Raw genomic sequence first — 23616 nt, 5'->3', positions numbered from 1 at the left:
AAGCCAAGTCGAGGATCAGTCAGTTTTCGGGCGCACCGAGAACATCACGGTCAGGACGAAGGCCGGGATGGCCACCACCCACAGCGGTGGCAGGTTGAGCAGCACCGGCGCCAGGCACAGGATCAGCAGGTCGAACCCGCGGGCCGGCTGGGAGAACAGACCGGGCGGGATCGCGCCCATCGGCGAGGCGACCAGCGGACCGGCGTACGTCGGAGGTCGCGCGGACGCCTGCCGCACCGCGCCGGAGATCACCCCGCCCGCGACCGCGAACGTCGCCGAGAGACTGCCGATCGCCGGGAACGCGAGCGCCGCCCAGAGCACCGCGAACAGCCCCGGAACCACCGCCATCACCACACGCAGATCGCGCAGATCCATCCCCATCGCCCGCGCCAGCCCGGTCGAACGGCAGACCGTCCGCAGTCCGTCGAGCATCGGCCGTACGGCGACGAACCCGGCGAACGCCGCCGCGATCGGAACGAGTACCTCGAACCCCGCGCCCGCGACGGCGTACGGCACGACCAGCAGCGCGCCGGCGATCACCAGCCGTCGCGGCCACCGCAGGATCCGGAAGAACTCGCGCTGCATGATCGCCCCGCCGCGCGAACCCATGCCGCGCCGCGACCGCACCCGGCCCTTCAACCGCCAGTGCCGCCCGGCGATCACGTCACCCAGCATGCTGATGTCCAGACTGCTCGCCGCACCCGCAAGCCCCGCCAGCAGTTCACCACCGGCGATCACACTCGACCGCCCGAGCCGGTCGAGCGTCCGCGAGGTCAAAGTCGTCAACCCGACGCACAGCACGACCACTACCGCACAGATCACCAGCAGATGCAGCCCACCGGGGGCGAAGAAGCTGTTGTCGACGATCTGCGAGAACCTGAGATAGCCGTCGTCTCTGGTGTAGCTCGCAAAGGTCAGGACCGGACCGCTGCTGCTCACCTGCGGCCGCGGACGGAACGCCAGGATCGCGGCCGGCACAACCGCGGCGACCAGCAACACGTCCGCCACCCGCAGCGTCCACCGGGATCGACGCGTCGACTGCTGCGCCCAGACCGTGGCGATGGCCGCACACACCAGGAGCGCGCTGATCAGGACCGCCGCCTCGAGTACGACGCCGAAGCTCGACCCGATCAGCGCCCAGATGATCGCCGCCGCGACAAGACCGGCCACCGCGACCGTGGCGGTCACCAGCCGGTACGCCGGGCGCAGTAGCGCCGCTCGATTGACCGGAGTGGCCAGCAACCAGAAGCCGCTGGCTCGCGACGCCGACACTGGACCGACCGCCAGCAGCATCCGCATGGTGATTGCCAGCAGCAACGGCAGCATGATCCACGGCATCCATTGGCTCAGCCGGCCGCAGGTGTACGACGTACAGCGGGCCGCGTCCGAGTTCAGGTGCCGTACGACGTTGCCGGCCGTCGCGCCGAGCATCGCCAGCGTGAACAGGACCAGGTACACGTCCTCGAAGATCTGCCAGAACGACCGGTCCGCGTGCCTTCGCCGGGTCGTGCGCATCCACTGCCGCAACGACCGCGAGGTCGGGATCGCCCCGAAGTCGCCCGGATCGAAGACGACAGGTCCGTCGGCTGAGCTCATGGGAGCGGCGTCAGTGTCACGACGGAATCGGCAACCGTCTCGACCAGGGCGGGATCGTGGCTGGCGAACAGGATCGAGGTGCCGGACTTCTTCTCCTCGATCAGCCGGTTCGACAGCCACTGCACGCCGTCGGTGTCGAGCCGTGCCTCGGGCTCGTCGAGCACCATCAGCTTGCGCGGTCGCACCAGCGCCGTCGCCAGCGCGAGGCGACGGCGCTGACCGGAGGAGAGCGAGCCGGGCAGCTGGTCCGCGGCCGACAGCAGCCCGATGTCGTCGAGCGTGGTGTCCACGAGATCCTCCGGCGACGCATTGCCGTGCGCGCGGGCGAGCAGGTCGAGATGCTCGGCGGCGGTCAGGTCCGGGAAGAAGTCGAGGTCGTCGAGCAGGGTCGCGACGTCACGACGGACCATCTCGGCCCGTTCGTCGATCGGCAGACCGTCGAGCAGGATCTTCCCGGCGGCCGGCTCGGCCGAGCCGACGATGCATTTCAGTACGGTCGTCTTGCCGGCGCCGTTCGGCCCGACCAGCGCGATCGCCTGCCCCGCGGCCAGCGTGAAGGTCAGGCCCTCGATCACCGGCCGGTCGCCGTACTTGTGCTGCAGGTCCGTCACCGACAGCCGGGGCGCCGCCTTCTTGCTCATTTCGCGCGGCTCATTTCTCGCGGGCTCACTTCTTCCGGACCAGCGTCAGCCCGTCGCCGATGCCGAGCATGACCACGTCGACGCGATCGTCCTGCGCGACATGCGCGTTGAACTCCTTGCGGTCGGCCGGGCCGTCCGCGTCGATCACCCGCCCACCGGCCAGCGTGTTGTCGAACAGCATCAGCCCGTTCTGACGGATCAGCGGCAGCACGGTCTCGAAGTACTTGATGTACCAGTCCTTGTCGGCGTCGACGAACGCCAGGTCGAACTCGCCGTCGAGCTTCGCGGCGGAGTCGTGCGCGTCACCGATCCGCAGGTCGATCTTGTCCGCCACGCCGGCCCGCTCCCAGTACCTGCGGCCGATCGAGGTCCACTCGTCGCTGACGTCCAGGCAGATCAGCTCGCCGTCGTCCGGCAGGCCGCGCGAGATCGCCAGCGCGGAGAACCCGGTGAAGGTGCCGATCTCGACCGCGCGGCGGGCGCCGATCAGCCGGGTCAGCGTGGTCAGCAGGCCGGCCTGGTCGGCGGTGGTCAGCATCCCGGCGGGGTTGCCGAGCTTCTCGGTCTCGGCCCGGAGCTCGGTCGCGATCTCGTCCAGCGGCATGCCGTGGGCGACCATGTAGTCGTGCAGTTCCTCGGTCACCGGTACCTGATGGCCCATGAATTCCCGCCCTCCGTGTATTTGTTCGGTCGCCTGTAGTCTCTATTGGCTGTCCGTTGGCTGTACACCGACCCCACCCGAGGGAGCATTCCGCATGCGCATCGCCGTCGCCGGTTCGATCGCGACCGACATCCTGATGACGTTCCCGGGCCGGTTCAAGGACCAGTTCCTCGAGGAGCAGATGCACAAGGTCTCCTTGTCCTTCCTGGTCGACGAGCTGGTGGTGCACCGCGGCGGCGTCGGCGCGAACATCTGCTACGGCATGGCGCAGCTCGGGTTCGGGTCTGTGCTCGTCGGCTCGGTCGGCGCCGACTTCGCCGAGTACGGCGCGGCGCTGACGGCGGCCGGCGTGGACGTCTCGCATGTCCGCGTCTGCGAGAACGTACACACCGCGCGGTTCACCTGTACGACGGACCAGGACGCGAACCAGATCGCCTCGTTCTACACCGGCGCGATGGCCGAGGCGCGCGAGCTCGACCTGGGCGCGATCCATCAGGCGACCGGCGGCGTCGACCTGGTGCTGATCGGCGCCGACGACCCGGACGCGATGATCAAGCACACCGAGCTGGCCAAGCAGCACGGGATCCAGGTCGCGGCGGACCCGTCACAGCAGCTGGCGCGGATGGAGGGTACGGACATCCGCCGGTTGATCGACGGGGCGGCGTACCTGTTCAGCAACGAGTACGAGGCCGGGCTGATGGTGCAGAAGACCGGCTGGAGCCACAACGAGATCCTCGAGCGGGTCGGCGTCCGCGTGACGACCCGCGGCGGCGACGGCGTGGTGATCGAGGACACGACCGGCGTACTGGCGAAGGTCCCGGCCGTGCCCGCGCCGGGCCTGGTCGACCCGACCGGCGGCGGTGACGCGTTCCGCGCCGGCTACCTCACCGGTCGCGCCTCCGGCCTCGACCACGAAGCAGCCGCCCACCTCGGCTGCACGCTCGCCACCACGGTCCTGGAAACGGTCGGCACCCAGGAGTACACCCTCGACCACGACACCTTCCTCGCCCGCCTCACCACCGCCTACGGCGCGGACGCCGCCACCACCGCGAAGCAGGCCCTCAGGTCCTAGGACAGGCGGGCCAGCACGCCCGTCTGCGCGAGGAGAGCGAACCGGTCCGGGCATCCCCAGTGCTCGACGATCCGGCCGTTCACCACGCGGGCCATCTCGAAGAGGGTGATGTCGATCGGCGCGTTGCTCGGTGGGCCGAAGAAGGAGCCGGTGGCGGTGCCTCGGGCTCGCCCACGGGCCCAGACGACGTCGCCGACGACGACCGATTCCTCCAGCGTGTACTCGATGTCCGGCATCATCTCGTGCACCTGCCGGATCGCGGCCTTCACCTGTTCGCGCGCCTGGTCACCCCTCCCGGCCAGGCCGAACTGATGCTCGACCAGATCAGGTGCGCACACCTCGTCGACGATCGCGTCGTTCCCGGTCGCGAACCCCTCGTGCAGGATCCGCTCCAGCACCTCGCGTGGTCCTTCCATGACTCCCCCTCCGAAATGGTGCACTAGCAGTGCACTCGATGCAGTGTCACTGCACTGAACACAGTGATAGTGTGCCGACATGCCCGAGGCTGTCAAGTCCTATCGCCAGGTGCAGGCCGAGGAGACCCGCCTGCGGATCGCCCGCGCGGCCCGCGCCCTCTTCGCCGCGCAGGGGTACGGCGCCACGAGTATCGACGCGATCGCCAAGGAGGCCGGCGTCGCGACCCGGACCGTCTACTCGGCCTTCGGCACCAAGCGGGAGATCCTGTCGCTGATCTGCGACCAGTGGCTGAGTGAGGCCGGCGCGCTCGAGCGGGCCGAGCAGGTGTTCGCGATCGCGGACCCGGCCGAGCGACTCCGCGGCGCGGCCGGCTGGCTGGCCAACCTGTACGCCGCAGGCTTCGACGTCGTACTGATCTTCGAGGCCGCGACCGACGAAAGCCCTGAGACCAAAGCCCTGCTGCGATCGAAGCTTGCCGGACGCAACCAAGTGATGGACGCGATGATCGCATCGCTGGAGACCGTACTGCGGATCCCGCTCAAGCAGGCGCAGGCCATCTACCGCGCACTCGCGGCGCCCGGTGTCTATCAGGAGCTGGTCGACGAGTCCGGCTGGACTCCGGCCGAGTTCGAGTCGTTTGTTGCCGACTCACTCCATCGTCAGCTGCTCTGAGAGCGGGCCCACAAGCCGCGGACGTGGCCGATGTGCCGGCGCATCAGCTGTTCGGCGCCCTCGCCGTCACCGGCCTCGACCAGATCCATCAACTCGTGGTGCTCCGCCGCCGACGGGACGAGTCGGCCGCTCTCGACCAGTGGCGTGAGCCCGAGCAGGCGGGTCTGCGAGCGCAGGTCCGACACGACGTCGACGAGCTTCTGGTTGCCGGAGTACGCGAGCAGGGTGACGTGGAAGACCCGATCCGCCTCGATGTACGCGATCAGGTCGCCCGCCTCGGCCGCCACCACGATGTCCTCGGCCAGCCGGCGCAACCGCGGATAGTCCGCGGCCGGGATCGCCGGTACGACGTCCCGGATCGTCGGCGGCTCGATCAACTGCCGGACCGCCGCGACATTGTCGAGGTCCTCGTCGGACACCTCGGTGACCCGGAAACCCTTGTTCCGCAGAGAGATCACCAGCCCCTCGCGGACCAGGTCCAGCATCGCCTCCCGCACCGGCGTCGCGGAGACCCCGAACCGCGCTCCGAGCGTCGGCGCGGAGTACACCTCCCCCGGTTTCAGCTCGCCGGAGATCACCGCCGCCCGCAGTGCGTTGGCAACGCTGTCACGCAGGTTCTCGCGCTGTGCGAGCCGCCGTACGCTCGGCATCGGCTCGGTCGAATCGGCAGTCATCGTTCACCTCCCAGGGTCGCCGCCTATTGTGAAACACCACCCCTCATCGCGCCGGGATGCCACCCCCGACGGACGCCACCAACTCGGTGAGCCGCTCGAACACCCGGTCCGTCCCGAGGCCGTCGTGCTCGTACTCGTTCGTCACCCACGCCTGCAGGTTCCCGACCCGCCGGGCGGTGTCGAGCTGCAGCCCGGAGTCGACGTACATGTCGTCGAAGTAGACAGCGGCAGCCACCGGTACGTCGTTCGCCGCGAGGCGCTCGAGGTCGTACAACTCCGGCCAGCTCGGACGCTGCGCCATCAGTTCGACCGCGCCCTGGAACGGCCGCAGCCCGCGGATCTCCTCGAACATCCAGGGGTACATCATCTCACCGGTGAACAGCAGCGGCCGCGCGTCCTCGGCGAACTCCGGTCGCCGCGCCCGCTCCGCGTCGGCCGCCCATCCGGTCGCACCCTCGCCGGATCCGTAGATGCTCTCCTGCAGCGCGGCGAACAGCGGCTCCCCGAGGTACGACGACAGGTCGAGAGCCTGCCCCAGGAAGGTGTCCGAGAGCTCGTCATCGGCGAACGCCTCGTCGATCAGCCAATGGATCCGCTCGTACCCAGGCTTCATCCCGAAGGCGATTCCGAGCGACTGGAACCGCCGTACCGTCAGCCGGTCACCGTCCGGCAGCCGTACGTCGTCAGCCGCCAGCCGGTCCGCGATCGCGGCGACCCGCTCCACGTTGTGCGGATAGCGTTTGTAGAACTCACGGTTCTTCGCCTCCACCCGCGGATACGTACGCCGATAGACCTCGGCCGCCGACGGATCGATCGAGGCCAGTCCACCGGTCACGTAGCACGCCGTCAGACCCTCCGGCGCCTTGGACAGATACGTGAGCGTGAGGAATCCGCCGTAGCTCTGCCCGAGCGTCGACCACGGCTTGTCGCCGAAGACGGTCTTCCGCAGGTGCTCGGCGTCGGCGATGATCGAGTCCGCCCGGAAACAGGCGAGGTAGTCGGCGCCTTCCTCGGCCGACATCGCCGCGATCCGCCGACGGGTGACCGGCGTACTCCGGCCTGTGCCCCGCTGGTCCATCAGCACGACCCGGTATTTCTTCAGGGCCTGCCCGATCCACCCGGTCACACCGATCGGCCGCGGTCCCCTCCCGCCCGGACCGCCCTGCAGGAACAGCAGGCACGGCAGGTCCTCGTTCTTGCGGGTGGGGTCGACCAGCTCGCGCGCGAAGACCGCGATCGTCTCGCCCGGGTTCGACCAGTCGAGCGGCACGTCGACGGTGTGCTCGCGGACGTGCATACCTGGAATCGTGTAGCTGGTCATGAAGCCTCTTTCTGCCTGCGTCTGGCATCCCATTCCGGGTTGATCCGCGGTACGGCGGCCAGCAGCGTCCTGGTGTACTCGTCCTGAGGATCGCCGAACACCTGGTCCCGCGACCCCAGCTCCACGATTCTCCCGCGATTCATCACCGCCACGCGCTGCGAGATCTGCCGCACCACGGCCAGGTCGTGCGCGATGAAGATGTAGCTGAACCCGCTCTCCCGCTGCAGCCGCATCAGCAGCTCCAGCACCTGCGCCTGGATCGACACGTCGAGTGCGGACACCGCCTCGTCGCAGATCACCAGCTTGGGGTTCACCGCGAGCGCACGGGCGATCCCGATCCGCTGCGCCTGCCCGCCGGAGAACTGCGCCGGGTACCGCCGGTAGTGATCCGGGTTCAGCCCGACCCGCTCCATCAACTCCTGGGTGAACGCCCGTCGCCCGCCGGCCGGCGTGATCCCCTGGTAGGTGAGCGGCGCGGTGATGATCCGCTCCACGGTGTACCGCGGGTTCAGCGACGAGTACGGATCCTGGAACACCACCTGCACGTTGTTCCGGAACGTCGCCAACTCCTTGCCCTGGGCCCGGGTCACGTCCTGCCCGTCGAAGACGACCGACCCGTTCGTCGGCTCCAGCAGCCGGGCCGCGATCCGCGCGGTCGTCGACTTCCCGCTGCCCGACTCCCCCACGATCGCGAGCGTCTCACCGAGCTCGACCTCGAAGCTCACGTCGTCGACCGCGGTGAACACCGACTTCCGCGCCCGCACCCCTTCGCCCCGGGTGACGAACTCCTTCGTCACGCCGCGAATCTCCAACAACGTCACGAGGCCACCTCGTCATCGATTCTGGGTACGGCGTCCAGCAGCATCCGCGTGTAGTCGTGCCGCGGATCCGAGAACACCTGCTCCGCCGACCCGTACTCGACCGGGTCGCCCGACCGCATCACCAGCACGCGTTGCGCGATCGAACTGATCACGGCCAGGTCATGGGTGATGAAGATCATCCCGGTGCCGGTTGTCGACTGCAGCTCGGCCAGCAGCTCCAGGATCTGCGCCTGCACGGTCACGTCGAGCGCGGTCGTCGGCTCGTCCGCGATCAGCAACGACGGCGAGCAGCACAGCGCCATCGCGATCATGACCCGTTGCCGTTGGCCACCGGAGAACTGGTGCGGGTAGTGGTCGACCCGCCGCGCCGGATCCGGGATCCCGACCCGCTCGAGCGCCTCGATCGCGACCTGCCGGGCTGCTCGTCGCGATCCACCACGATGCGTCTGGTACATCTCCGAGATCTGCAATCCGACGGTGTAGTAGGGATTCAGCGACGACAGCGGATCCTGGAACACCATCGAGATCTGGTTGCCGCGCACCGATCGCAGGTCCCGGTCCGACCGGCCGAGCAACTCCGTGCCGTCCAGCCGGACGCTCCCGGACGTCCGCGCCCCGCGCGGAAGCAGACCGAGGACGGCGAGTGCCGTCATCGACTTCCCCGATCCCGACTCGCCCACGATCCCGAGCGTGTCGTCCCGGCCGACCGTGAACGACACGTTCTTCACCACGTCGACCGGACCGCGACTCGTCGGCAGCGTGACGGTGAGGTCCTCGACCACGAACAGTTCGTTGCTCATGACGACACCACCCGCACCCGCGGGTCCAGCGCGGTGTACAGCAGGTCGACCACCACGTTGCCGATGACAACGAAGAACGCGGCCAGCAACGTCACCGCCATGATCACCGGCTGGTCGTTCTTGGCGATCGAGTCGGCGGCCAGCTTGCCGATCCCGTTCAGACCGAACACGGTCTCGGTGATCAACGCGCCACCGAGCAGTCCGGCGAAATCCATCCCGAAGATCGTCGTGATCGGCGTCAACGCGGGCCGGAGCGCATGCCGGCGCATGACCAGCGCACCGCTCAGTCCCTTCGCGCGCGCAGTACGGAAATAGTTCTCCGACAAGGTGTCGATCACATTGCTCCGGGTCAACCGTGCGTACAGACAGGCATAACCGACGGCCAGCACGACCCACGGCATCAGGTAGGACTCGAACCACAGCACCGGATTGTCAGCGAACGGTACGGCTGACGGGAACGGCAGGACCTGCAGCTTCACCACGAGCACGTACTGCAGCAGCAGCGCGAGCACGTAGTTCGGCACACTCACCCCGCCGAGCGCGAGCGCCATCGCCGTACGGTCCCACCATGTGCCTTGCTTCACCGCGCTGACGAGGCCGCCGATGACACCGGCCAGCAGCCACAGTACGGCGGCGCCGACCGCGACCGTGATGCTGACGGGCAGGCGTGCGGTGATCATGCTCCACACCGACTCGTTGGTCTGGAAGCTGTACCCGAGACACGGCGCCGGACAGTGCACCGAGCCGTACTGACGGCCCGCGAAGATACCGCGCAGGAACTCCCAGAACTGGGTCAGAATCGGCTGGTTGAGCCCGAGTACGTCGCGGATCGAGTTGATCCGGTCCGGCGTACACGTCTTGCCGCAAATCATCACCGCGGGATCCGGCGACAGCTTGAAGAAGATGAGGTAGGTGAACAGGCAGACGGCCAGCAGGATCAGTACGACGCTACCGAGCCGGCCGAGGACGTATCGCGTCATGCCGCCTCCCCCTGGTCGATCAGCGTGCGGACCTTGTCGCCGAGGACGGTCAGCGAGAGGACCGTCAAGAACAGGAACGCGCCCGGGATCACGAAGAACATCGGGTCGACCGAGTACCAGCTGACCGAGCTCGCGATCATCTGGCCCCACGAGGCGGTCGGCGGCGATACCCCCACGCCGAGGAACGACAGGCCGGCCTCGGTGCCGATGAAGCCGGGGATCGCCAGTGTCGTCATCACCACGATCGAGCCGCGCAGGTTCGGCAGGATCTCGCGGAACACCACCTGGGTGTCCTTGGCGCCCGACGCCCGTGCGGCCTCGACGAACTCGCGGTTGGCCAGCGTCATCGTCTGACCGCGGATCACCCGCGCGAGGTACGGCCAGCCGAACACGCTGATCACCACGACCAGCAGCACCGGCCGGTTGCCCGCCGGCAGCGACGACAGGATCGCGATCATGAAGATCAGCGCCGGGAACGCCATCAGGAAGTCCATCAGTCGCGAGATCACCTGGTCGACCCAGCCGCGGTAGAACCCGGCCAGCATGCCGAGCACCACGCCGAGGATCCCGGTCAGCAGGGTCGCCGACAACGAGATCGTGATCGACACCCGCGCGCCGTACACGATCCGCGCGAACAGGTCCCGCCCGTTCTGCGGCTCGACGCCGAACCAGTGCGAGCCGCTGATCCCGCCGAGCGAGCCGTGCGGAATGCCGCCGAGGTCGGAGTTGATCGCGGCCGAGTCGAACTGGTACGGCCCCCACCCGCTGAGCTTCGTGATCAGCGGGGCGGCGACCGCCATCAGCACCACGACCGCCAGGAACACCAGGCACGCCAGCGCGCCCTTGTCCCGGGTGATCGTGGTGAGGATCCGCCGCCCCGAGGTCGGCGGCGCCGCCGGCACCGCCTCCTCGAGCTCGACGAGGGTCGGGGTCGTTGTCACTTCCCGGCGTCCTTCAGGCCCACCGAGACCAGGTCGATCCCGCCGGAGAAGCCGTCGTGCAGGTAGGCGCCGCCGATGTTGCTACCGACGAGCATCAGCACCTTCTCGTACAGCAGCGGCACGACCGGCGCGAGTGCCATGATCTGCTTGTCCAGCTCGCCGTACGCCGCGTTCGCCGCGTTCACGTCGGTCAGCTTGGAGATCTCGTCGATCTTCGCGTTGACCCCCGGGTCGTTCAGCTGGGACAGGTTCGTGTTGCCCTTCGGGGTGATGTTGCGGCCGTCGAACAGCGGCGGCAGGAAGGTCGCGCCGGACGGCCAGTCCGGGCACCAGCCGGTGATCGCCGCGTCGTGCTGCTGCGACGTCGTACCGATCACCTCGTAGTACGTCGCGGTGTCGATCGTGTTGATCTTCACGGTGATCTTGAGCGGCTCGAGCGCCTGCTGGATCGCGACCGCCATCGCCTGCATCTTCGGCTGCGCCCGGGTGTCGAGCGTCATCGTGAAGCCGCCGGGCAGACCCGCCTCGGTCAGCAGCTTGCGGGCGCCCTCGATATCGCCCTTGTTGTCCTGGCTCGGGTACGGGTCGTAGTCCACCCGGCCGGTGATCGTCGGCGGCTGGATCGTGTTCCCGATCTCGGCGAGCGCCGATCCGCCGTCCGCGTCCCGGACGGTCTGCTTGTTCACCGCGAGGTTGATCGCCTGCCGGACCTTGACGTTGTCGAGCGGCTTCTTCGTGGTGTTCAGCCCCATGTACGTCGTACAGCCGTTGATGCCGGTCATCGTCCGCTGCTTGAGCTGCGGCGTCTGCATCCGGGCCACGGTGGCGGCCTGCACCGTACCGGCGATCGCATCCGCGTCGGTACCCTGGCCGGCGAGCATCCGCTCGTCGATCGTCGCGGGATCGAGTCCGAACGTCCACTGGAAGACATCGGGGTTCGCCGTCCGGACGTTGTCGGTCTTCTTGTCCCACTTGTCGTTGCGGACGAGCTTCAGCGACGCACCCGGCTTGTAGTCGGCCAGCTTGTACGGCCCCGAGGAGATCGGCTTGCTGTCCAGCTGGTTGCCCGCGCCCTGGCCCTTCGGCACCGGGGTGAACGTGTTCTGCGCGACCACGCTGCCGAAGTCCGCGAACGGCTTCTTCAGGTGGAACACGATCGTCTTCGCGTCCGGCGTCGCGATCGTCGCCAGGTCACCCGACTTGTACGGACCCTGGTACGACGCCGGCGCCTCGATCAGCTGCTTGGCGTACGGCGAGCCGATGCCGATCTCCGGATCCCAGGCGCGCTCGACGCCCCATTTCACGTCCGCGCTGGTGATCGGCGCGCCGGTCTCGAAGAACAATCCGTCCTTGAGCGTGAAGGTCCAGGTCTTGCCGCCGTCGCTCGGCTTGCCGGTGTCGGTGGCCAGGTCCGGGACGATCTTGGTGCCTTCGGCACCTGGTGCGGCGCCCTGGGTGGTGAGCGTCCGGTAGATCAACCGGTAGAAGTTGTTGACGCCGCCGTCGAAGCCGCGCGCAGGGTCGAGGTGCGAGAAGGCTGCGTTCGCGAGCACCTGCAAGGTGCCGCCCTGTTCGGCCTTGGCGCCCGGACCGGCCGACTGGCCGCTGGTTCCGGACGTGCCGCCACCGCACGCGCTCAAGGTGAGCGCGGCCGATGCCACCAGCCCGACAAGTATTGACGTTCTCTTCATGAGCCTTCTCTTTCGGTTCGCAGCCACACACGCATGGCCAAGGCCTGACGGTTTCCCCACCGGAAGTACGGGACGAACGTCACCGGCACCCTTGCTACGGCGGATTCATTGCTTGCTTCGGTGCTGACGGGATAGAGCTCCTTCGCCGGCTCCGGCGCGACCCCCGCGGTCAGCTCGAGCACGACGTGGTCGTCCTGCTGCCGTGCGGTCGCCGTACCAACGGCTCTTGCCGTCAGCAACAAGTCGTCCACCGGCGCGGTGGTGTCCTGTTGCTCGACGCAATAGACCAACGGACCGCGAGCCACCGCGATCGCATCACGGGTGGCATCCAGATGCGGGTGCGAACCGTGCGCTCTGGGTGCCATCGGCAACGTCAGTCGCACGACGTCGCCGGGAACGAAGGTGCGTCGGACGGTGACCCACCCGTCGTCCCCCGACACCGGCGCCTCGTCGGCACCGGGCAAGGCGAGCGTCGCCTCGGTCGCCCACGCGGGGATCCGGAGCCCGATCGCGCGTTCCCCGGCCGGCGCATCCTCGACCGTGAGGGTGATCTCACCGTCCCACGGGTAGCTGGTGGAGACGCTGACTGTCAGATCGCCTGCGGTGATGCGGGCGTCCGCGTACACCCCGACGTACAAGATGCTGTCCCGGGCGACCGCGACGTGGTCCTGCAGTTCGGACATCCAGCGGACGATGTTCGGCGGGCAACACGGGCAGCCGAACCACGCCCGCCGCAACAGTTCGCCGCCGTCCTCGGCACCGGATCGCTGCTCGTGGTCCGGACGCCGCTGCAGCGGGTTGTCGTAGAAGAACGCCGTACCGTCCGCCGAAAGCCCAACGGCGTAGGCGTTGTAGAGCACGGTCTCGTAGACGTCGAGGTACGACGCTTTGCCGGTGGCAACGAACATCCGCCAGGCCCACTGCATCGTGGCGATCGCCGCACACGTCTCGGCGTACGCACGCTCGGACGGCAGCTCGTACCGGTCGCCGATCGCCTCGTCGGAGTGCCGGCTGCCGAGCCCGCCGGTCAGGTACAACTTGGTCGCGACCATGTCTTCCCAGAGCCGCTCGAGCGCGGTCAGCAACGTCTCGTCGCCGGTCTCCAGGTAGACGTCGGTCGCGCCCGCTGCGAGGTAGGCCATCCGTACGGCGTGCCCGGTGACCGACGGCAGCTCGCGGAACGGGACGTGGTCCTGGAAGTACTCGCCCGGGAAGATCGTGTGCTCGAGCTTGCCCTGCCCGCGGCGATCGACGAACAGCCGTGCCTGCGTCAGGTAGTCCTCGTCACCTGTTTCCCGATAAAGCTCGACCAGCGCCATCTCGACTTCGGGATGACCGTCGACGACCTCCTCGCCGTGCTCGCCGTACTTGCGCACGACAAGATCCGCGAACCTGCGGGCGATCGTCAGCAGCCGGTCGTCACCCAGTTGACGCTGAGCCGCCACGGCCGCCTGGATCAGGTGACCGAGGTTGTACAGCTCGTGTCCCCAACCAAGATCCGACCACGGTTGCTTGGGCTGGTCCGGGTCCTGGAAGTACGAGTTCAGGTAACCGTCCTCGGCCTGCGCCTGCTCGAGCAGTCCGACGACCTCGTCGAAGAACTCCCGTGCACCCGCCGCCCGGTCGACCTCGTAGGCGAGCCCTTCGAGCGTCTTGTACAGATCCGTGTCCAGGAACGGGTACCGCCCGCGGTACGGACCGACCGACGGATCGGCAAGCCGGCGGAGATTCTCCAGATTGCCGGCCTTCCGCAGCTCCGCGATCGCGTGCGGGATCGTGGCCTCCCGGTTCCGCCGCTGCCAGGCGTGCAACAGCCCGCCGGTCAACTCGACCTTCACCTCAGTACCGTGTGACATTGCACTGACCTTAAGTGCAATGTCACACCTTGCCAAGAGATAACGCCAGACGTTTACACGCCGGAAACCATCAACCTGCTAGAGGCGTGGGTCGATCGGTTCGGATTCGAGGGCAAGGACGGCGAAGACGCATTCGTGGATGCGCCACAGCGGCTCGCCGCGGGCGGCTCGGTCGAGAGACTCCAGGCCGAGGGCGTACTCGCGGAGCGCGAGTGAGCGCTTGTGGCCGAGATTGCGGTCGCGAAGGCGGGTGAAGTTCGCGGGGTCGGTGTAGTCGGGACCGTAGATCAGCCGCAAGTACTCCTGCCCGCGCACCTTCAGGCCGGGTTGGGCGAGACCCTTCGCGGTACGGGTCAGGTTCGCGGCCGGCTTCACCACCATTCCCTCTCCGCCGGCGCCGGTGAGCTCCTCCCACCAAGCGATCCCGGCGTCCCAGTTGTCCGCGTCGACGAACAGCCGCCGGGTCTGCGTGATCAGCTCCGGGCCTGCCGCAACCATCCGGTCGGCGACATCGAGGTGCCAAGCGTGCGGCCGGTCCTGGTACGTCGCTCCCTCGGATGCGAGCACCTGGAACGGCGCCAACCGGACTCCGTCGAGTCCGTCGGTCGGCCAGCAGTACCGCCGGTACGCCTCGGTGAACTTGGCGGCGTTCGTCGTACGGCGCTCCACCGACGCGAGCAGCTCGCCCACCTCCAGCCCGGCGTCGACGGCGGACCGTAGCGCGGCCGTTGCTGCGGGCAACGACGTACGGGCGGCCGCGCCGACGGCGGCGTACTGGTTGCGGAGCAGGTCCTCGGCCTTCGCGCTCCAGGGCAGCAGCTCCGCGTCGAGCAGCACCCAGGACGTGTCGAGCTCCGCGAAGATCCCGGCGTCGGAGGCGACTCGGCGCAGGCGGAGCAGGAGTTCGTCGGTCAGGTCCGCGTCGAAGAACGACCTGCCGGTGCGGGTGTGGATCGCACCCCGGCCGGCGAGACCGAACCGTTTCTCCGCCACGTCGTCGTCCCGCGTCAGCAGCACGACCGCGCGCGAACCCATGTGCTTCTCCTCGCACACCAGCTCGGTGACACCTTGCGCACGGTACGCCTCGAACGCCTGCCGCGGGTGTTCCAGCAGCCCCGGCTCGGGCGAGGTCGCGACCGGGCTCATCGTCGGCGGCAGGTACAGCAGGTGCCGCGGATCGATCGCGAACCGGCTCATTACCTCCAGGGCCGCGCCGGCCTGCTCGGCGCGGACACTCAGCCGCCCGTGCGTCGCGGTCTCGATGACGCGGCGACCGGTGACATCGGTCAGCTCGAGTACGTCGGGCTCGCGGTCGGGGGCCGTTGCTACGTGCAACGGCTTGGCCGGCGCGTAGTACTCCTCGGCGGCCTTCACCGAGACCAGCTCGCGCTCCGGGTAGCGCAGCGCGGTCAGGGACCCACCGAAGACGCAGCCCGTGTCGAGGCAGATCGTGTTGTTGATCCACTCCGGCTCCGGCGTCGGGGTGTGGCCGTAGACCACCGTTGCGCGGCCTCGGTAGTCGTTCGCCCACGGGTACCGGACCGGTAGCCCGAACTCATCGGTCTCGCCCGTCGTCTCGCCGTACAGGCAGAACGAGCGGACCCGGCCGGACGCGCGACCGTGCATCCGCTCGACCAGCCCGGCGTGCGAGACGACCAGCTTGCCTCCGTCGAACACGTAGTGCGAGATCAGCCCGTCGATGAACTCCGCCACCGCGTCGCGGAACTCGGCGGGCTCCCGTGCGAGCTGCTCGAGCGTGGTCTCGAGGTCGTGACTGATCTTCACGTTCTTGCCGCGAAGCGCGCGGAGCAGCTTGTCCTCGTGGTTGCCCGGTACGCAGTACGCGTTGCCGTTGGCAACCATTCCCATGACGAGACGCAGTACGCCGGGGCTGTCGGGACCGCGGTCGACGAGGTCGCCGACGAACACCGCACGACGATCCGGGTGTACGGCGTCGACCGGCCGGCCGGTGTCGTCGCGGGTGATCGCGTAGCCGAGGTCGGTGAGCAGTTGCTCGAGCTCGGGGCGGCAGCCGTGGACGTCGCCGACGATGTCGAACGGACCGGTCCGGTCCTTGAGGTCGTTGAAGAGCCGGGTCCGCTCGATGCTGACGGCATCGATCTCGTCGACGGTGTTCAGCACGTGGACGGTCCGGAAGCCCTCACGTTTGAGGCTGCGCAGGCCGCGCTTCAGTTGCGAGCGCTGCCGGGTGATCACCTTCGCGCCGAACTGCCGGTCGGCGCGCTGCTCGGTCCGCTCGATGCACACCCGCTCCGGCGGATCCAGGACGATCGCCACCGGGAGTACGTCGTACTCGCGGGCCAGATTCACGAGCTCCTTGCGCGCCTCGGGCTGCACGTTGGTCGCGTCGATGACGGTCAGCCGACCGGCCGCGAGCCGCTTGCCGGCGATGAAGTTCAGGACCTCGAAGGCGTCCTTCGTCGCAGCCTGGTCGTTCTCGTCATCGGACACCAGCCCGCGACAGAAGTCACTCGAGATCACCTCGGTCGGAAGGAAGTGCCTGCGCGCAAAGGTGCTTTTGCCAGAGCCGCTGGCGCCGACGAGGACCACGAGCGAGAGCGCTGGTACGTCGATCTTCATCGGGCATCCTCCCGTCGGAGCAGTGCGAGCTGGGTCGGCGAACCCACCTCGGGGTCGACCGGTCCTACCGGGCGGAACTCGACCACGTAGCCGTAGCGGGCGGCTGCGTCGTGGCACCAGGTTTCGAATTCGGTACGGGTCCACTCGAAGCGGTGGTCGGGGTGGCGGTACTTGCCGGCGGGGAGAGACGGGAAGCGCACGTTGTACTCGCTGTTCGGGGTTGTCATCACGACCGCTCCGGGGCGGGCGGCGGCGAAGACCGAGTGCGCGAGGGCCGGCAGGCGGGGCGGGTCGACGTGTTCGACGACCTCCATCAGCACGATCGCGTCCAGCCCGGCGAGCCGCTCGTCGGAGTACGTGACCGACGACTGCAGGAATCGCAACCGGTCGCGCTGACGGTCGGGCAGGTCGTCGTAGTGCAGCCGTCGTTTGGCCCCGATCAGTGCCCGGGCCGAGACGTCCGTCGCGATCAGCTCGCCGATCATCGGGTCCTTCAGCAGCTCCCCGACGAGCGCGCCCTCACCACAGCCGACGTCCGCGATCCGCCGCGCGCCGAGCTCACGCAGTACACCGGCAACCACGCCACGGCGCTCGACCGCCAGCGACACCGAGCCTTCGTCCGACGATTCGTCAGCCAGCTCCACCCCATCGACCTCGGCCAGTCGCTCGAGAGCCGCATCAGCCAGATACCGCCGGTGGGCGAGATAGCGACGCGAGATCAGTTCCTTCTCGGGATGCGCGGCGAGCCACCCCTCGCCGGCCCGGACCAGCTTGTCGACCTCGTCGGAGCCGACCCAGTAGTGCTTGGCGTCGTCCAGCACAGGCAGCATCACGTACAAGTGATTGAGTGCATCGGCCAGCCGCAGTAGGCCGGTCAGCCGCAGGTCGACGTACCGCGAATCGCCCCAGGCCGGGATCTCCGGGTCGAGCGGCACCGGGCGCGCGTCGACGTCCCATCCGAGCGGCGCGAACAGGCGCTCGGCCAGCTCGGAGCCACCGCTGCACGGGAGCGCCGGGACGTGGATCTCGAGCGGGATCTCGCGGGCGGCCAGTTCGGGACGCGCATCGCAGCGCCCGTTCATCGCGGTCCGGAACAGTTTCGCCAGCGCCACCGCGAGCAGGCTCGACGCGGCGTACGGGCGGTCGTTCACGTACTGGCCGAGCGTGAATCCTTCCGCTGCCTTGCCACGGCCGGAGCGCACGAGCCCGATCGGGTCGATCTCGAGCATCACCGCGGCCGTGCACCGCTCGTCGGTGGCCTCGGGGTAGAACACATGGGCCGTTCCGCCGGTCACGTCGATCGCCTGCGGCCGGGCCGGGTTCTTGTGCAACAGGAACCCGAAATCACTCGCAGGCGCGGCTACTCCGGTCAGATCGGTACCAAGCGTCAGGAACACCGCGCTATTCGATCACGGGTCGAGGAATGAGACACGCGGATTGAGGGCTGGCGTGTTCGGCCCTTTGGATCTAGCTTGTGTTGAGAAGATGAGTCGCTACAGACCGTCCTTCCCCGCTGACAGTCGGTACATGTCCCCGGTTTGTGGCGAGAGCCCAAGCACGCTATTACGGGGAAAGGATCATGGCACCAATCTGTCGCCCCCCGGGGTGTCTGCAGTGAAACCCCAGACGTTCGAACTCGTGCGCTACACCGACATCAGCGGGGTTTCCGGTACCGGCGTCGTCGCCGAAGGCTGTGTCTTCACCGACGGCTCGGTCGCGCTCCGCTGGCACGGCGCGAACCCCTCCACGGCCGTCTGGCCGGACCTGGACTCCATCCTCGCCGTCCACGGCCACTGCGGCGCGACCGTCGTGCGCTGGCTGGACGTCTCCGAGATGGAGCCGGTCCCAGGCACCGACCTGCTGCCCGGTGAGCTCACGCACATCCTCGCCACCGGCCGCCGCACCCACCACCACCCGTCGGCCGTCGCGTCGGCCTGACCTACAGCCTTCGGACTGACCGCCCGGCCTACGGGGTGAGGCCGGTCAGCGCGAAGAACTCCTGCCGCGAACTGGGGTTGTCGCGCAGGATCCCGTGCAGCGACGACGTGACCGTGCGCGAGCCGGCCGCGCGGACGCCGCGCAACGACATGCACTGATGCTCGGCCTCGATCACCACTCCGACGCCCTTCGGGTCGAGGTGGTCCTGCAGCCAGTCGGCGACCTGCTTGGTCAGCCGCTCCTGCACCTGAAAGTCGCGGGCGAACAGCTCCACCACCCGGGCCAGCTTCGACAGCCCGAGGATCCGGTCGCCGGGCAGGTACCCGACGTGGGCGACACCCTGGAACGGGAGCAGATGGTGCTCGCACAACGACTGCACCGGGATGTCCTTGGCGAGCACGAGCTCGTCGTACCCCTCGTCGTTCGGGAACGTGGTCAGCTCGAACTCGCGCGGGGTGAGCATCTCCGCGTACGCGTTCGCGACCCGGCGCGGGGTGTCCGCCAGGTGCGCGCTCTCCGGGTCCCGCCCGAGCGCGGTCAGCAGATCGGCGACCGCGCGCTGCGCGGCCGGCAGATCGATCTCCGCCCGTCGCGCGACGATGTGGAGGGGGACGGACTCGAGGTCGGCCGAGATCGCCATCTGCACACTCCCTGAGGTGTCAACGAACTGCCACTATAACTGTTACATCAACGCAAGTTGTCGATAGAATCATCCCGTGGACACGTCGTGGGACGCAGGAGTTCAGGCGGTGGCCGCCCTGGACGAGCCGACCCGGCGCCGGCTCTACGAGTACGTCGTCGGCTCGCCCGAGCCGGTGAGCCGCGACGAGGCCGCGACCGAGCTCGGCATCCCCCGGACGACGGCCGCGTTCCACCTCGACCGGCTGACCGAAGAGGGTCTGCTCGACACCTGTTACGAGCGCCGCAGCGGGCGCACCGGACCGGGCGCCGGCCGGCCGGCGAAGCTCTACCACCGCTCCGACCGTGAGATCGAGATCTCCCTGCCAGAACGCCAGTACGCCGTCGCCGGCCGCCTCCTCGCCGCCGCCGTCGAGGACGCCGAAGAGACCGGTGGCTCGCCGCGCGAGGCGGTCAACCGCAGGGCGCGGGAGTACGGCGAGACCCTCGGACGCGCGGCGGGCGACCGGCCGGTGACCGAGATCCTGGCCTCGCACGGCTTCGAACCGCGTGCGGACAAGGACGGCATCGCGCTGGTGAACTGTCCGTTCCAGCGCATCGCCCAGGACCAGCCGAAGCTGGTCTGCGGCATGAACCTGCATCTGCTGGCGGGAATCGTCAGCACGCTCGGCCTTCTGTACGAGGCGCGACTGGATCCCGGCCCCGGCCGCTGCTGCGTCCGGCTGGTGCCCGCGGGATTAAGCTCGCCGGGTGGCGAAGAGTAAGCAGTCTCAGGGCACGCCGGCGACGGTCGCGCTGACGAAGGCGAAGGTCGAGTTCACGACGCACGCGTACGAGCACGACCCGGCGGCGAAGTCGTACGGGCTGGAGGCTGCCGAGGCGCTCGGGCTCGATCCGGAGCAGGTGTTCAAGACCCTGCTCGTCGAGGTCGACGGGAAGCTCGCGGTCGGCGTCGTACCGGTCGGGAAACAGCTTGATCTGAAGGCGATCGCGGCCGCGGCGGGCGGGAAGAAAGCGGTGATGGCCGACCCTGCCGCCGCCGAGCGCACGACCGGGTACGTCGTCGGCGGGATCAGCCCGATCGGCCAGAAGCGTGCACTGCCGACCGTTGTCGACAGCACCGCCACCGACCACCTGACGGTCTACGTGTCGGGCGGCCGGCGCGGGCTCGACATCGGCCTGTCCCCCGCCGACCTGATCACCGTGACGAAGGCTCGTACGGCGGCTATCGCCAGATAGACCCGAGCTGATGGATCGTCAGCTGCTCGACGGCTGCGCGGCCCTTGGCCGTCAGCTCCAGCTCGGTCGGACGGACGTTGTAGCTCTGGTAGACCGCACCGTCGTTGCCGAAGACATCCAGTTGATCGCGGTCGACCAGCAGGTGGAGCTTGATCTTGCCGTCGATCGGCCGGAGCTCGGCGCCGTCGAGATGCTGGTCTTCGTACGTCACCTCACGGCCCACGTTGAGGGTGAAACGCGTGGCCCGGCTGACGTCGACGGTCGCCTCCAGCTCGTAGGTGCTGCCGGCCGGGAGCTGCCGGGTGCCGTCGGCAACGATCAGGTCTTCCCAGGTTTCCGAGCTGGTGCGCAAGGATGCGAGCTCCGGGATCGGCGTGCTGAAGACCCGGATGCCGTTGTCGGTGTGGTGCAGGGTGAGGTCGACCGGGAAGGACGCGTTGCCGGTCCAGATCGAGCCTTTGTTCTCGCCCTGCCATGCCATCGAGACGATCCGCCCGTTCGGCACGTTCTCGAAGTTCAGGGCCGCGTAGTACCCGGCGCCGGCGAAGGTCTCGGTCTGGTTGATCTTCTGCGGCTCGATCCAGTCCGAGTGGTACGTCGTACCGTCCCATTCGCCGATGACGTACTTGCCGCTGCCGGCGTGCAGGACCCAGCGGTGTTCGTCGTCGATCGGCATCCGGATCAGGTTCGGGCACTCGAACAACCAGTCGGCCGGATAGCGTGACGCGAACGCCCAGTCGAGCAGGTTGACCGAGGTGAAGAAGTCGACGCCGTTGCCGCCCTCATCGGACCACACGACCATTCCCCAGGTCTCGGAGACCGGGTCCCAGAACACCTTCGGGTCGCGGCTGGTGCCGCCAGGCGTGACGACCTTCTTCCCGTCGGCGTACGACGCGAACGTGTTGCCGCCGTCAAGGCTGTAGAAGACGGTCACACCGTTCGTGCCGGAGTAGACGAGGATCGGGTCGTCGTCGCCGTTCTTCAGACCGCTGACGTTCTTGGTGTCGACGACGCCGCCACCCGACCACAGGTCACCGGGATGGACCTGTGGGTCGAGGGCGATCGGTTGCTGGGTCCAGTGCACGAGGTCGGTGCTGGTCGCGTGACCCCAGTGCATGGTGTCCCAGACCAGGCTGTTCGGGGCGTGCTGGTAGTACAGGTGATACACGCCGCGGTAGTACACCGGCCCGTTGACGTCGTTCATCCAGCCGCTGCGACTGGAGAAGTGGACCTGGCCGCGGTTGTCTTCTCGATAGTCCGTCTCGGGGTACGGGAACGTCATGAGGATCAATGACACCATCCGACGCTCCGAGGCGCAGCGTCAGCCGGTGATTCCGGGCTTCCCCGTTTCGAGCTGACGCCGGCTGAACAGCTATCCCCGTCGAGCGATTGCTGCATCCCGCAGCTTCTCGAGCGTCTGCTCGGTCGTCTCCCAGCCCATGCAGGCGTCGGTGATCGACTGGCCGTAGGTCAGCTCCCGGGTCGGGTCGAGGTCCTGGCGCCCCTCCTGCAGGAACGACTCGAGCATCACACCGACGATCGCCTTGTTGCCGGCCGCGACCTGCGCGCCGATCTCCTCGGCCACCACCGGCTGGCGACGGTGGTCCTTGCGGCTGTTGCCGTGACTCGCGTCGATGACGACCCGCTCGGGCAGACCCGCCTTGCGCAGCAACTCGACCGCGCCGGCGACGGACTCCGCGTCGTAGTTCGGGCCGCTGTCGGAGCCACGCAGTACCAGGTGGCAGTCCGGGTTGCCGCGGGTGTGCAGGATCGCGGGAGCGCCGTCGTGGTCGATGCCGGTGAAGACGTGCGGTACGGCGGCAGCCTTGATCGCGTCGACAGCCGTGGCGATCGAACCGTCGGGACGGTTCTTCATCCCGATCGGCATCGACAGACCGGACGAGAGCTGCCGGTGCACCTGGCTCTCGACGGTCCGGGCGCCGATCGCACCCCAGCCGACGGTGTCAGCGATGTACTGCGGGGTGATCGGGTCGAGGAACTCGCAGCCGGCCGGCAGGCCGAGCTCGGTGACCTGGACGAGGAGTTGGCGAGCGATACGAAGACCGCGATTCACGTCACCGGAACCGTCGAGATCCGGGTCGTTGATCAGGCCCTTCCAGCCCAGCGTGGAGCGCGGCTTCTCGAAGTACACGCGCATCGCGATCAGCAGGCCGTCGGACAGGCGCTCCGCGACCGGTCGCAGTCGTTCGGCGTACTCCAGGGCCGCCTTCGCGTCGTGGACCGAGCACGGACCGACGACCACCAGCAGCCGGTCGTCGACGCCGTTGAGTACGTCGGCCACCGCCTGCCGGCCGTCGGCCACGCGTCCGGCGAGCTCGTCGCCGAGCGGGAACTCGTCGTGCAGTTCGAGCGGCGTGATCAGCGGGACGGTCTTCTCGATCCGCCGGTCGACGACGCGCGCCTGCTCGGTCGGTCTGGGAAGGGTGTTCATCGTGGGGGACCTTTCCGCCGGTCCACTCGCGTTGCAGCGCAGGCAGCCGGCTGGTGAGACGAGAAAAGCCAAGGACGGATGTCCTTGGCTTCGGGCCGGCTGTGATGTCTGCGGTTGGGCGTCAGCGATCGGCTGAGCTGCCCGGCACCAGAGCCGGCCACTCAAAAAATCGCCAATAGCTACGCTTCACGGGAACGACAATAGCACCCATGAACATCCGTCCCGCCCACCGAGACGAACTACCCACCCTCCAGGACCGCATGTCGAGCAGGTCAGTGTGCATCCCGAATACCAGGGACACGGGATCGGGCGGGAGTTGATCGCGTACGTCGACCGGTGGGCAGCCGGGCAACAGATCCCGGCGTTGACGCTCAGCACGTTTCGGAGCGTGCCGTGGAACGGGCCGTACTACGCACGGCTCGGGTTCTCGGAGTTGGCGGGGGCGGAACTGACACCTGGCTTGGTGCGGATCCAGGCGGCGGAGGCGGCGTTCGGGCTCGACCCGGCGGAGCGGATCTTCATGCGGCGCCCGGTTGCCCGTCAGTAACCGGAAGTGGTGTGGGCTCGTTGAGGGCTGCAAGACCGGCTAGACGACGGGGAGTGC

General features: G+C 68.2%; 23 protein-coding genes. 6 read left to right on the top strand and 17 right to left on the bottom strand.

The genetic code is table 11. The features are described from left to right. Nucleotides 1-15: 15 nt before the first annotated feature. From OHA10_RS25130 to OHA10_RS25120, 3 genes are read right to left on the bottom strand one after another with little or no spacing between them, the layout of a single operon-like run. A complete protein-coding gene (locus OHA10_RS25130) occupies nucleotides 16-1596 on the bottom strand; it encodes a DUF6297 family protein (protein WP_371401211.1) in 1581 nt (526 codons plus the stop codon). Then, the gene (locus OHA10_RS25125; RefSeq protein WP_371401210.1) at nucleotides 1593-2237 is read right to left on the bottom strand and encodes an ATP-binding cassette domain-containing protein; all 645 of its coding nucleotides are present in this window, start codon (nucleotides 2235-2237) and stop codon (nucleotides 1593-1595) included. Before OHA10_RS25125 ends, OHA10_RS25130 begins: the two co-directional genes overlap by 4 nt. A gap of 25 nt (nucleotides 2238-2262) precedes the next feature. Beyond that, nucleotides 2263-2898: an O-methyltransferase gene (locus OHA10_RS25120; RefSeq protein ID WP_371401209.1), complete on the bottom strand. Its 636-nt coding sequence runs from the start codon at nucleotides 2896-2898 to the stop codon at nucleotides 2263-2265. 94 nt (nucleotides 2899-2992) lie between these two features. On the opposite strand from OHA10_RS25120, the gene OHA10_RS25115 reads away from it, so the two are divergent. Next, the gene (locus OHA10_RS25115; RefSeq protein ID WP_371401208.1) at nucleotides 2993-3970 is read left to right on the top strand and encodes a carbohydrate kinase family protein; all 978 of its coding nucleotides are present in this window, start codon (nucleotides 2993-2995) and stop codon (nucleotides 3968-3970) included. On the opposite strand, the gene OHA10_RS25110 is transcribed toward OHA10_RS25115, so the two are convergent. Then, nucleotides 3967-4386 carry an ester cyclase gene (locus OHA10_RS25110; RefSeq protein WP_371401207.1) on the bottom strand — a complete coding sequence of 140 codons (420 nt, stop codon included), beginning with the start codon at nucleotides 4384-4386 and terminating at the stop codon, nucleotides 3967-3969. The genes OHA10_RS25115 and OHA10_RS25110 overlap by 4 nt on opposite strands. A gap of 79 nt (nucleotides 4387-4465) precedes the next feature. Here OHA10_RS25110 and OHA10_RS25105 point away from each other — a divergent pair, with 79 nt between their 5' ends. Further along, nucleotides 4466-5059, top strand: coding sequence for a TetR/AcrR family transcriptional regulator (locus OHA10_RS25105; RefSeq protein ID WP_371401206.1), 594 nt, complete (start codon nucleotides 4466-4468; stop codon nucleotides 5057-5059). Here OHA10_RS25105 and OHA10_RS25100 read toward each other — a convergent pair. The 10 genes from OHA10_RS25100 to OHA10_RS25055 all read right to left on the bottom strand — a co-directional run bounded on the left by OHA10_RS25100 (nucleotide 5047) and on the right by OHA10_RS25055 (nucleotide 18141). Beyond that, the gene (locus OHA10_RS25100) at nucleotides 5047-5733 is read right to left on the bottom strand and encodes a GntR family transcriptional regulator (RefSeq protein ID WP_371401205.1); all 687 of its coding nucleotides are present in this window, start codon (nucleotides 5731-5733) and stop codon (nucleotides 5047-5049) included. The two genes, OHA10_RS25105 and OHA10_RS25100, sit on opposite strands and share 13 nt — an antisense overlap. 43 nt (nucleotides 5734-5776) lie before the next feature. Further along, complete coding sequence (locus OHA10_RS25095) at nucleotides 5777-7054, bottom strand: alpha/beta fold hydrolase (RefSeq protein WP_371401204.1); 1278 nt, start codon at nucleotides 7052-7054, stop codon at nucleotides 5777-5779. After that, nucleotides 7051-7875 (bottom strand): ABC transporter ATP-binding protein, encoded by an 825-nt coding sequence (locus OHA10_RS25090; RefSeq protein ID WP_371401203.1) that lies wholly within the window; start codon nucleotides 7873-7875, stop codon nucleotides 7051-7053. The genes OHA10_RS25095 and OHA10_RS25090 overlap by 4 nt, the downstream gene beginning before the upstream one ends. Beyond that, nucleotides 7872-8675, bottom strand: coding sequence for an ABC transporter ATP-binding protein (locus OHA10_RS25085; RefSeq protein ID WP_371401202.1), 804 nt, complete (start codon nucleotides 8673-8675; stop codon nucleotides 7872-7874). Before OHA10_RS25085 ends, OHA10_RS25090 begins: the two co-directional genes overlap by 4 nt. After that, nucleotides 8672-9655, bottom strand: coding sequence for an ABC transporter permease (locus tag OHA10_RS25080; protein ID WP_371401201.1), 984 nt, complete (start codon nucleotides 9653-9655; stop codon nucleotides 8672-8674). The genes OHA10_RS25085 and OHA10_RS25080 overlap by 4 nt, the downstream gene beginning before the upstream one ends. Continuing rightward, the gene (locus OHA10_RS25075; RefSeq protein WP_371401200.1) at nucleotides 9652-10596 is read right to left on the bottom strand and encodes an ABC transporter permease; all 945 of its coding nucleotides are present in this window, start codon (nucleotides 10594-10596) and stop codon (nucleotides 9652-9654) included. The genes OHA10_RS25080 and OHA10_RS25075 overlap by 4 nt, the downstream gene beginning before the upstream one ends. Continuing rightward, a complete protein-coding gene (locus OHA10_RS25070; RefSeq protein ID WP_371401199.1) occupies nucleotides 10593-12287 on the bottom strand; it encodes an ABC transporter substrate-binding protein in 1695 nt (564 codons plus the stop codon). The genes OHA10_RS25075 and OHA10_RS25070 overlap by 4 nt, the downstream gene beginning before the upstream one ends. Further along, nucleotides 12284-14143, bottom strand: coding sequence for a glycoside hydrolase family 127 protein (locus tag OHA10_RS25065; protein WP_371401198.1), 1860 nt, complete (start codon nucleotides 14141-14143; stop codon nucleotides 12284-12286). The genes OHA10_RS25070 and OHA10_RS25065 overlap by 4 nt, the downstream gene beginning before the upstream one ends. Before the next feature lie 78 nt (nucleotides 14144-14221). After that, nucleotides 14222-16744, bottom strand: a complete 2523-nt coding sequence (locus OHA10_RS25060; protein WP_371401197.1) for a polynucleotide kinase-phosphatase — start codon at nucleotides 16742-16744, stop codon at nucleotides 14222-14224. Next, nucleotides 16741-18141, bottom strand: coding sequence for a 3' terminal RNA ribose 2'-O-methyltransferase Hen1 (locus tag OHA10_RS25055; RefSeq protein WP_371401196.1), 1401 nt, complete (start codon nucleotides 18139-18141; stop codon nucleotides 16741-16743). The genes OHA10_RS25060 and OHA10_RS25055 overlap by 4 nt, the downstream gene beginning before the upstream one ends. Before the next feature lie 217 nt (nucleotides 18142-18358). Between OHA10_RS25055 and OHA10_RS25050 the strand changes: the two genes are divergently transcribed. Further along, nucleotides 18359-18682, top strand: a complete 324-nt coding sequence (locus OHA10_RS25050; protein WP_130446909.1) for a hypothetical protein — start codon at nucleotides 18359-18361, stop codon at nucleotides 18680-18682. A 28-nt stretch (nucleotides 18683-18710) separates the two neighbouring features. Here OHA10_RS25050 and folE read toward each other — a convergent pair whose 3' ends face one another. Continuing rightward, nucleotides 18711-19322, bottom strand: coding sequence for a GTP cyclohydrolase I FolE (folE, locus tag OHA10_RS25045; RefSeq protein ID WP_371401195.1), 612 nt, complete (start codon nucleotides 19320-19322; stop codon nucleotides 18711-18713). 76 nt (nucleotides 19323-19398) lie between these two features. Between folE and OHA10_RS25040 the strand changes: the two genes are divergently transcribed. Continuing rightward, nucleotides 19399-20085, top strand: a complete 687-nt coding sequence (locus OHA10_RS25040; protein ID WP_371401194.1) for a helix-turn-helix transcriptional regulator — start codon at nucleotides 19399-19401, stop codon at nucleotides 20083-20085. Then, a complete protein-coding gene (gene ybaK / locus OHA10_RS25035) occupies nucleotides 20072-20560 on the top strand; it encodes a Cys-tRNA(Pro) deacylase (RefSeq protein WP_371401193.1) in 489 nt (162 codons plus the stop codon). The genes OHA10_RS25040 and ybaK overlap by 14 nt, the downstream gene beginning before the upstream one ends. Here the strand turns inward: ybaK and OHA10_RS25030 are convergent. Then, nucleotides 20547-21860, bottom strand: coding sequence for a glycoside hydrolase family 32 protein (locus tag OHA10_RS25030; RefSeq protein WP_371401192.1), 1314 nt, complete (start codon nucleotides 21858-21860; stop codon nucleotides 20547-20549). The two genes, ybaK and OHA10_RS25030, sit on opposite strands and share 14 nt — an antisense overlap. Nucleotides 21861-21932: 72 nt before the next feature. Beyond that, nucleotides 21933-23012, bottom strand: a complete 1080-nt coding sequence (locus tag OHA10_RS25025) for a 3-deoxy-7-phosphoheptulonate synthase (protein WP_371401191.1) — start codon at nucleotides 23010-23012, stop codon at nucleotides 21933-21935. Nucleotides 23013-23187: 175 nt separating this feature from the next. Here OHA10_RS25025 and OHA10_RS25020 point away from each other — a divergent pair, with 175 nt between their 5' ends. Continuing rightward, nucleotides 23188-23559, top strand: a complete 372-nt coding sequence (locus OHA10_RS25020; protein WP_371407991.1) for a GNAT family N-acetyltransferase — start codon at nucleotides 23188-23190, stop codon at nucleotides 23557-23559. Nucleotides 23560-23616 lie beyond the last annotated feature (57 nt).

Origin of the sequence: Kribbella sp. NBC_00662 (assembly GCF_041430295.1) — a bacterium.
In the GTDB taxonomy this organism is placed as follows: Bacteria; Actinomycetota; Actinomycetes; order Propionibacteriales; family Kribbellaceae; genus Kribbella.
This window is presented reverse-complemented; position numbering and strand designations above follow the sequence as displayed.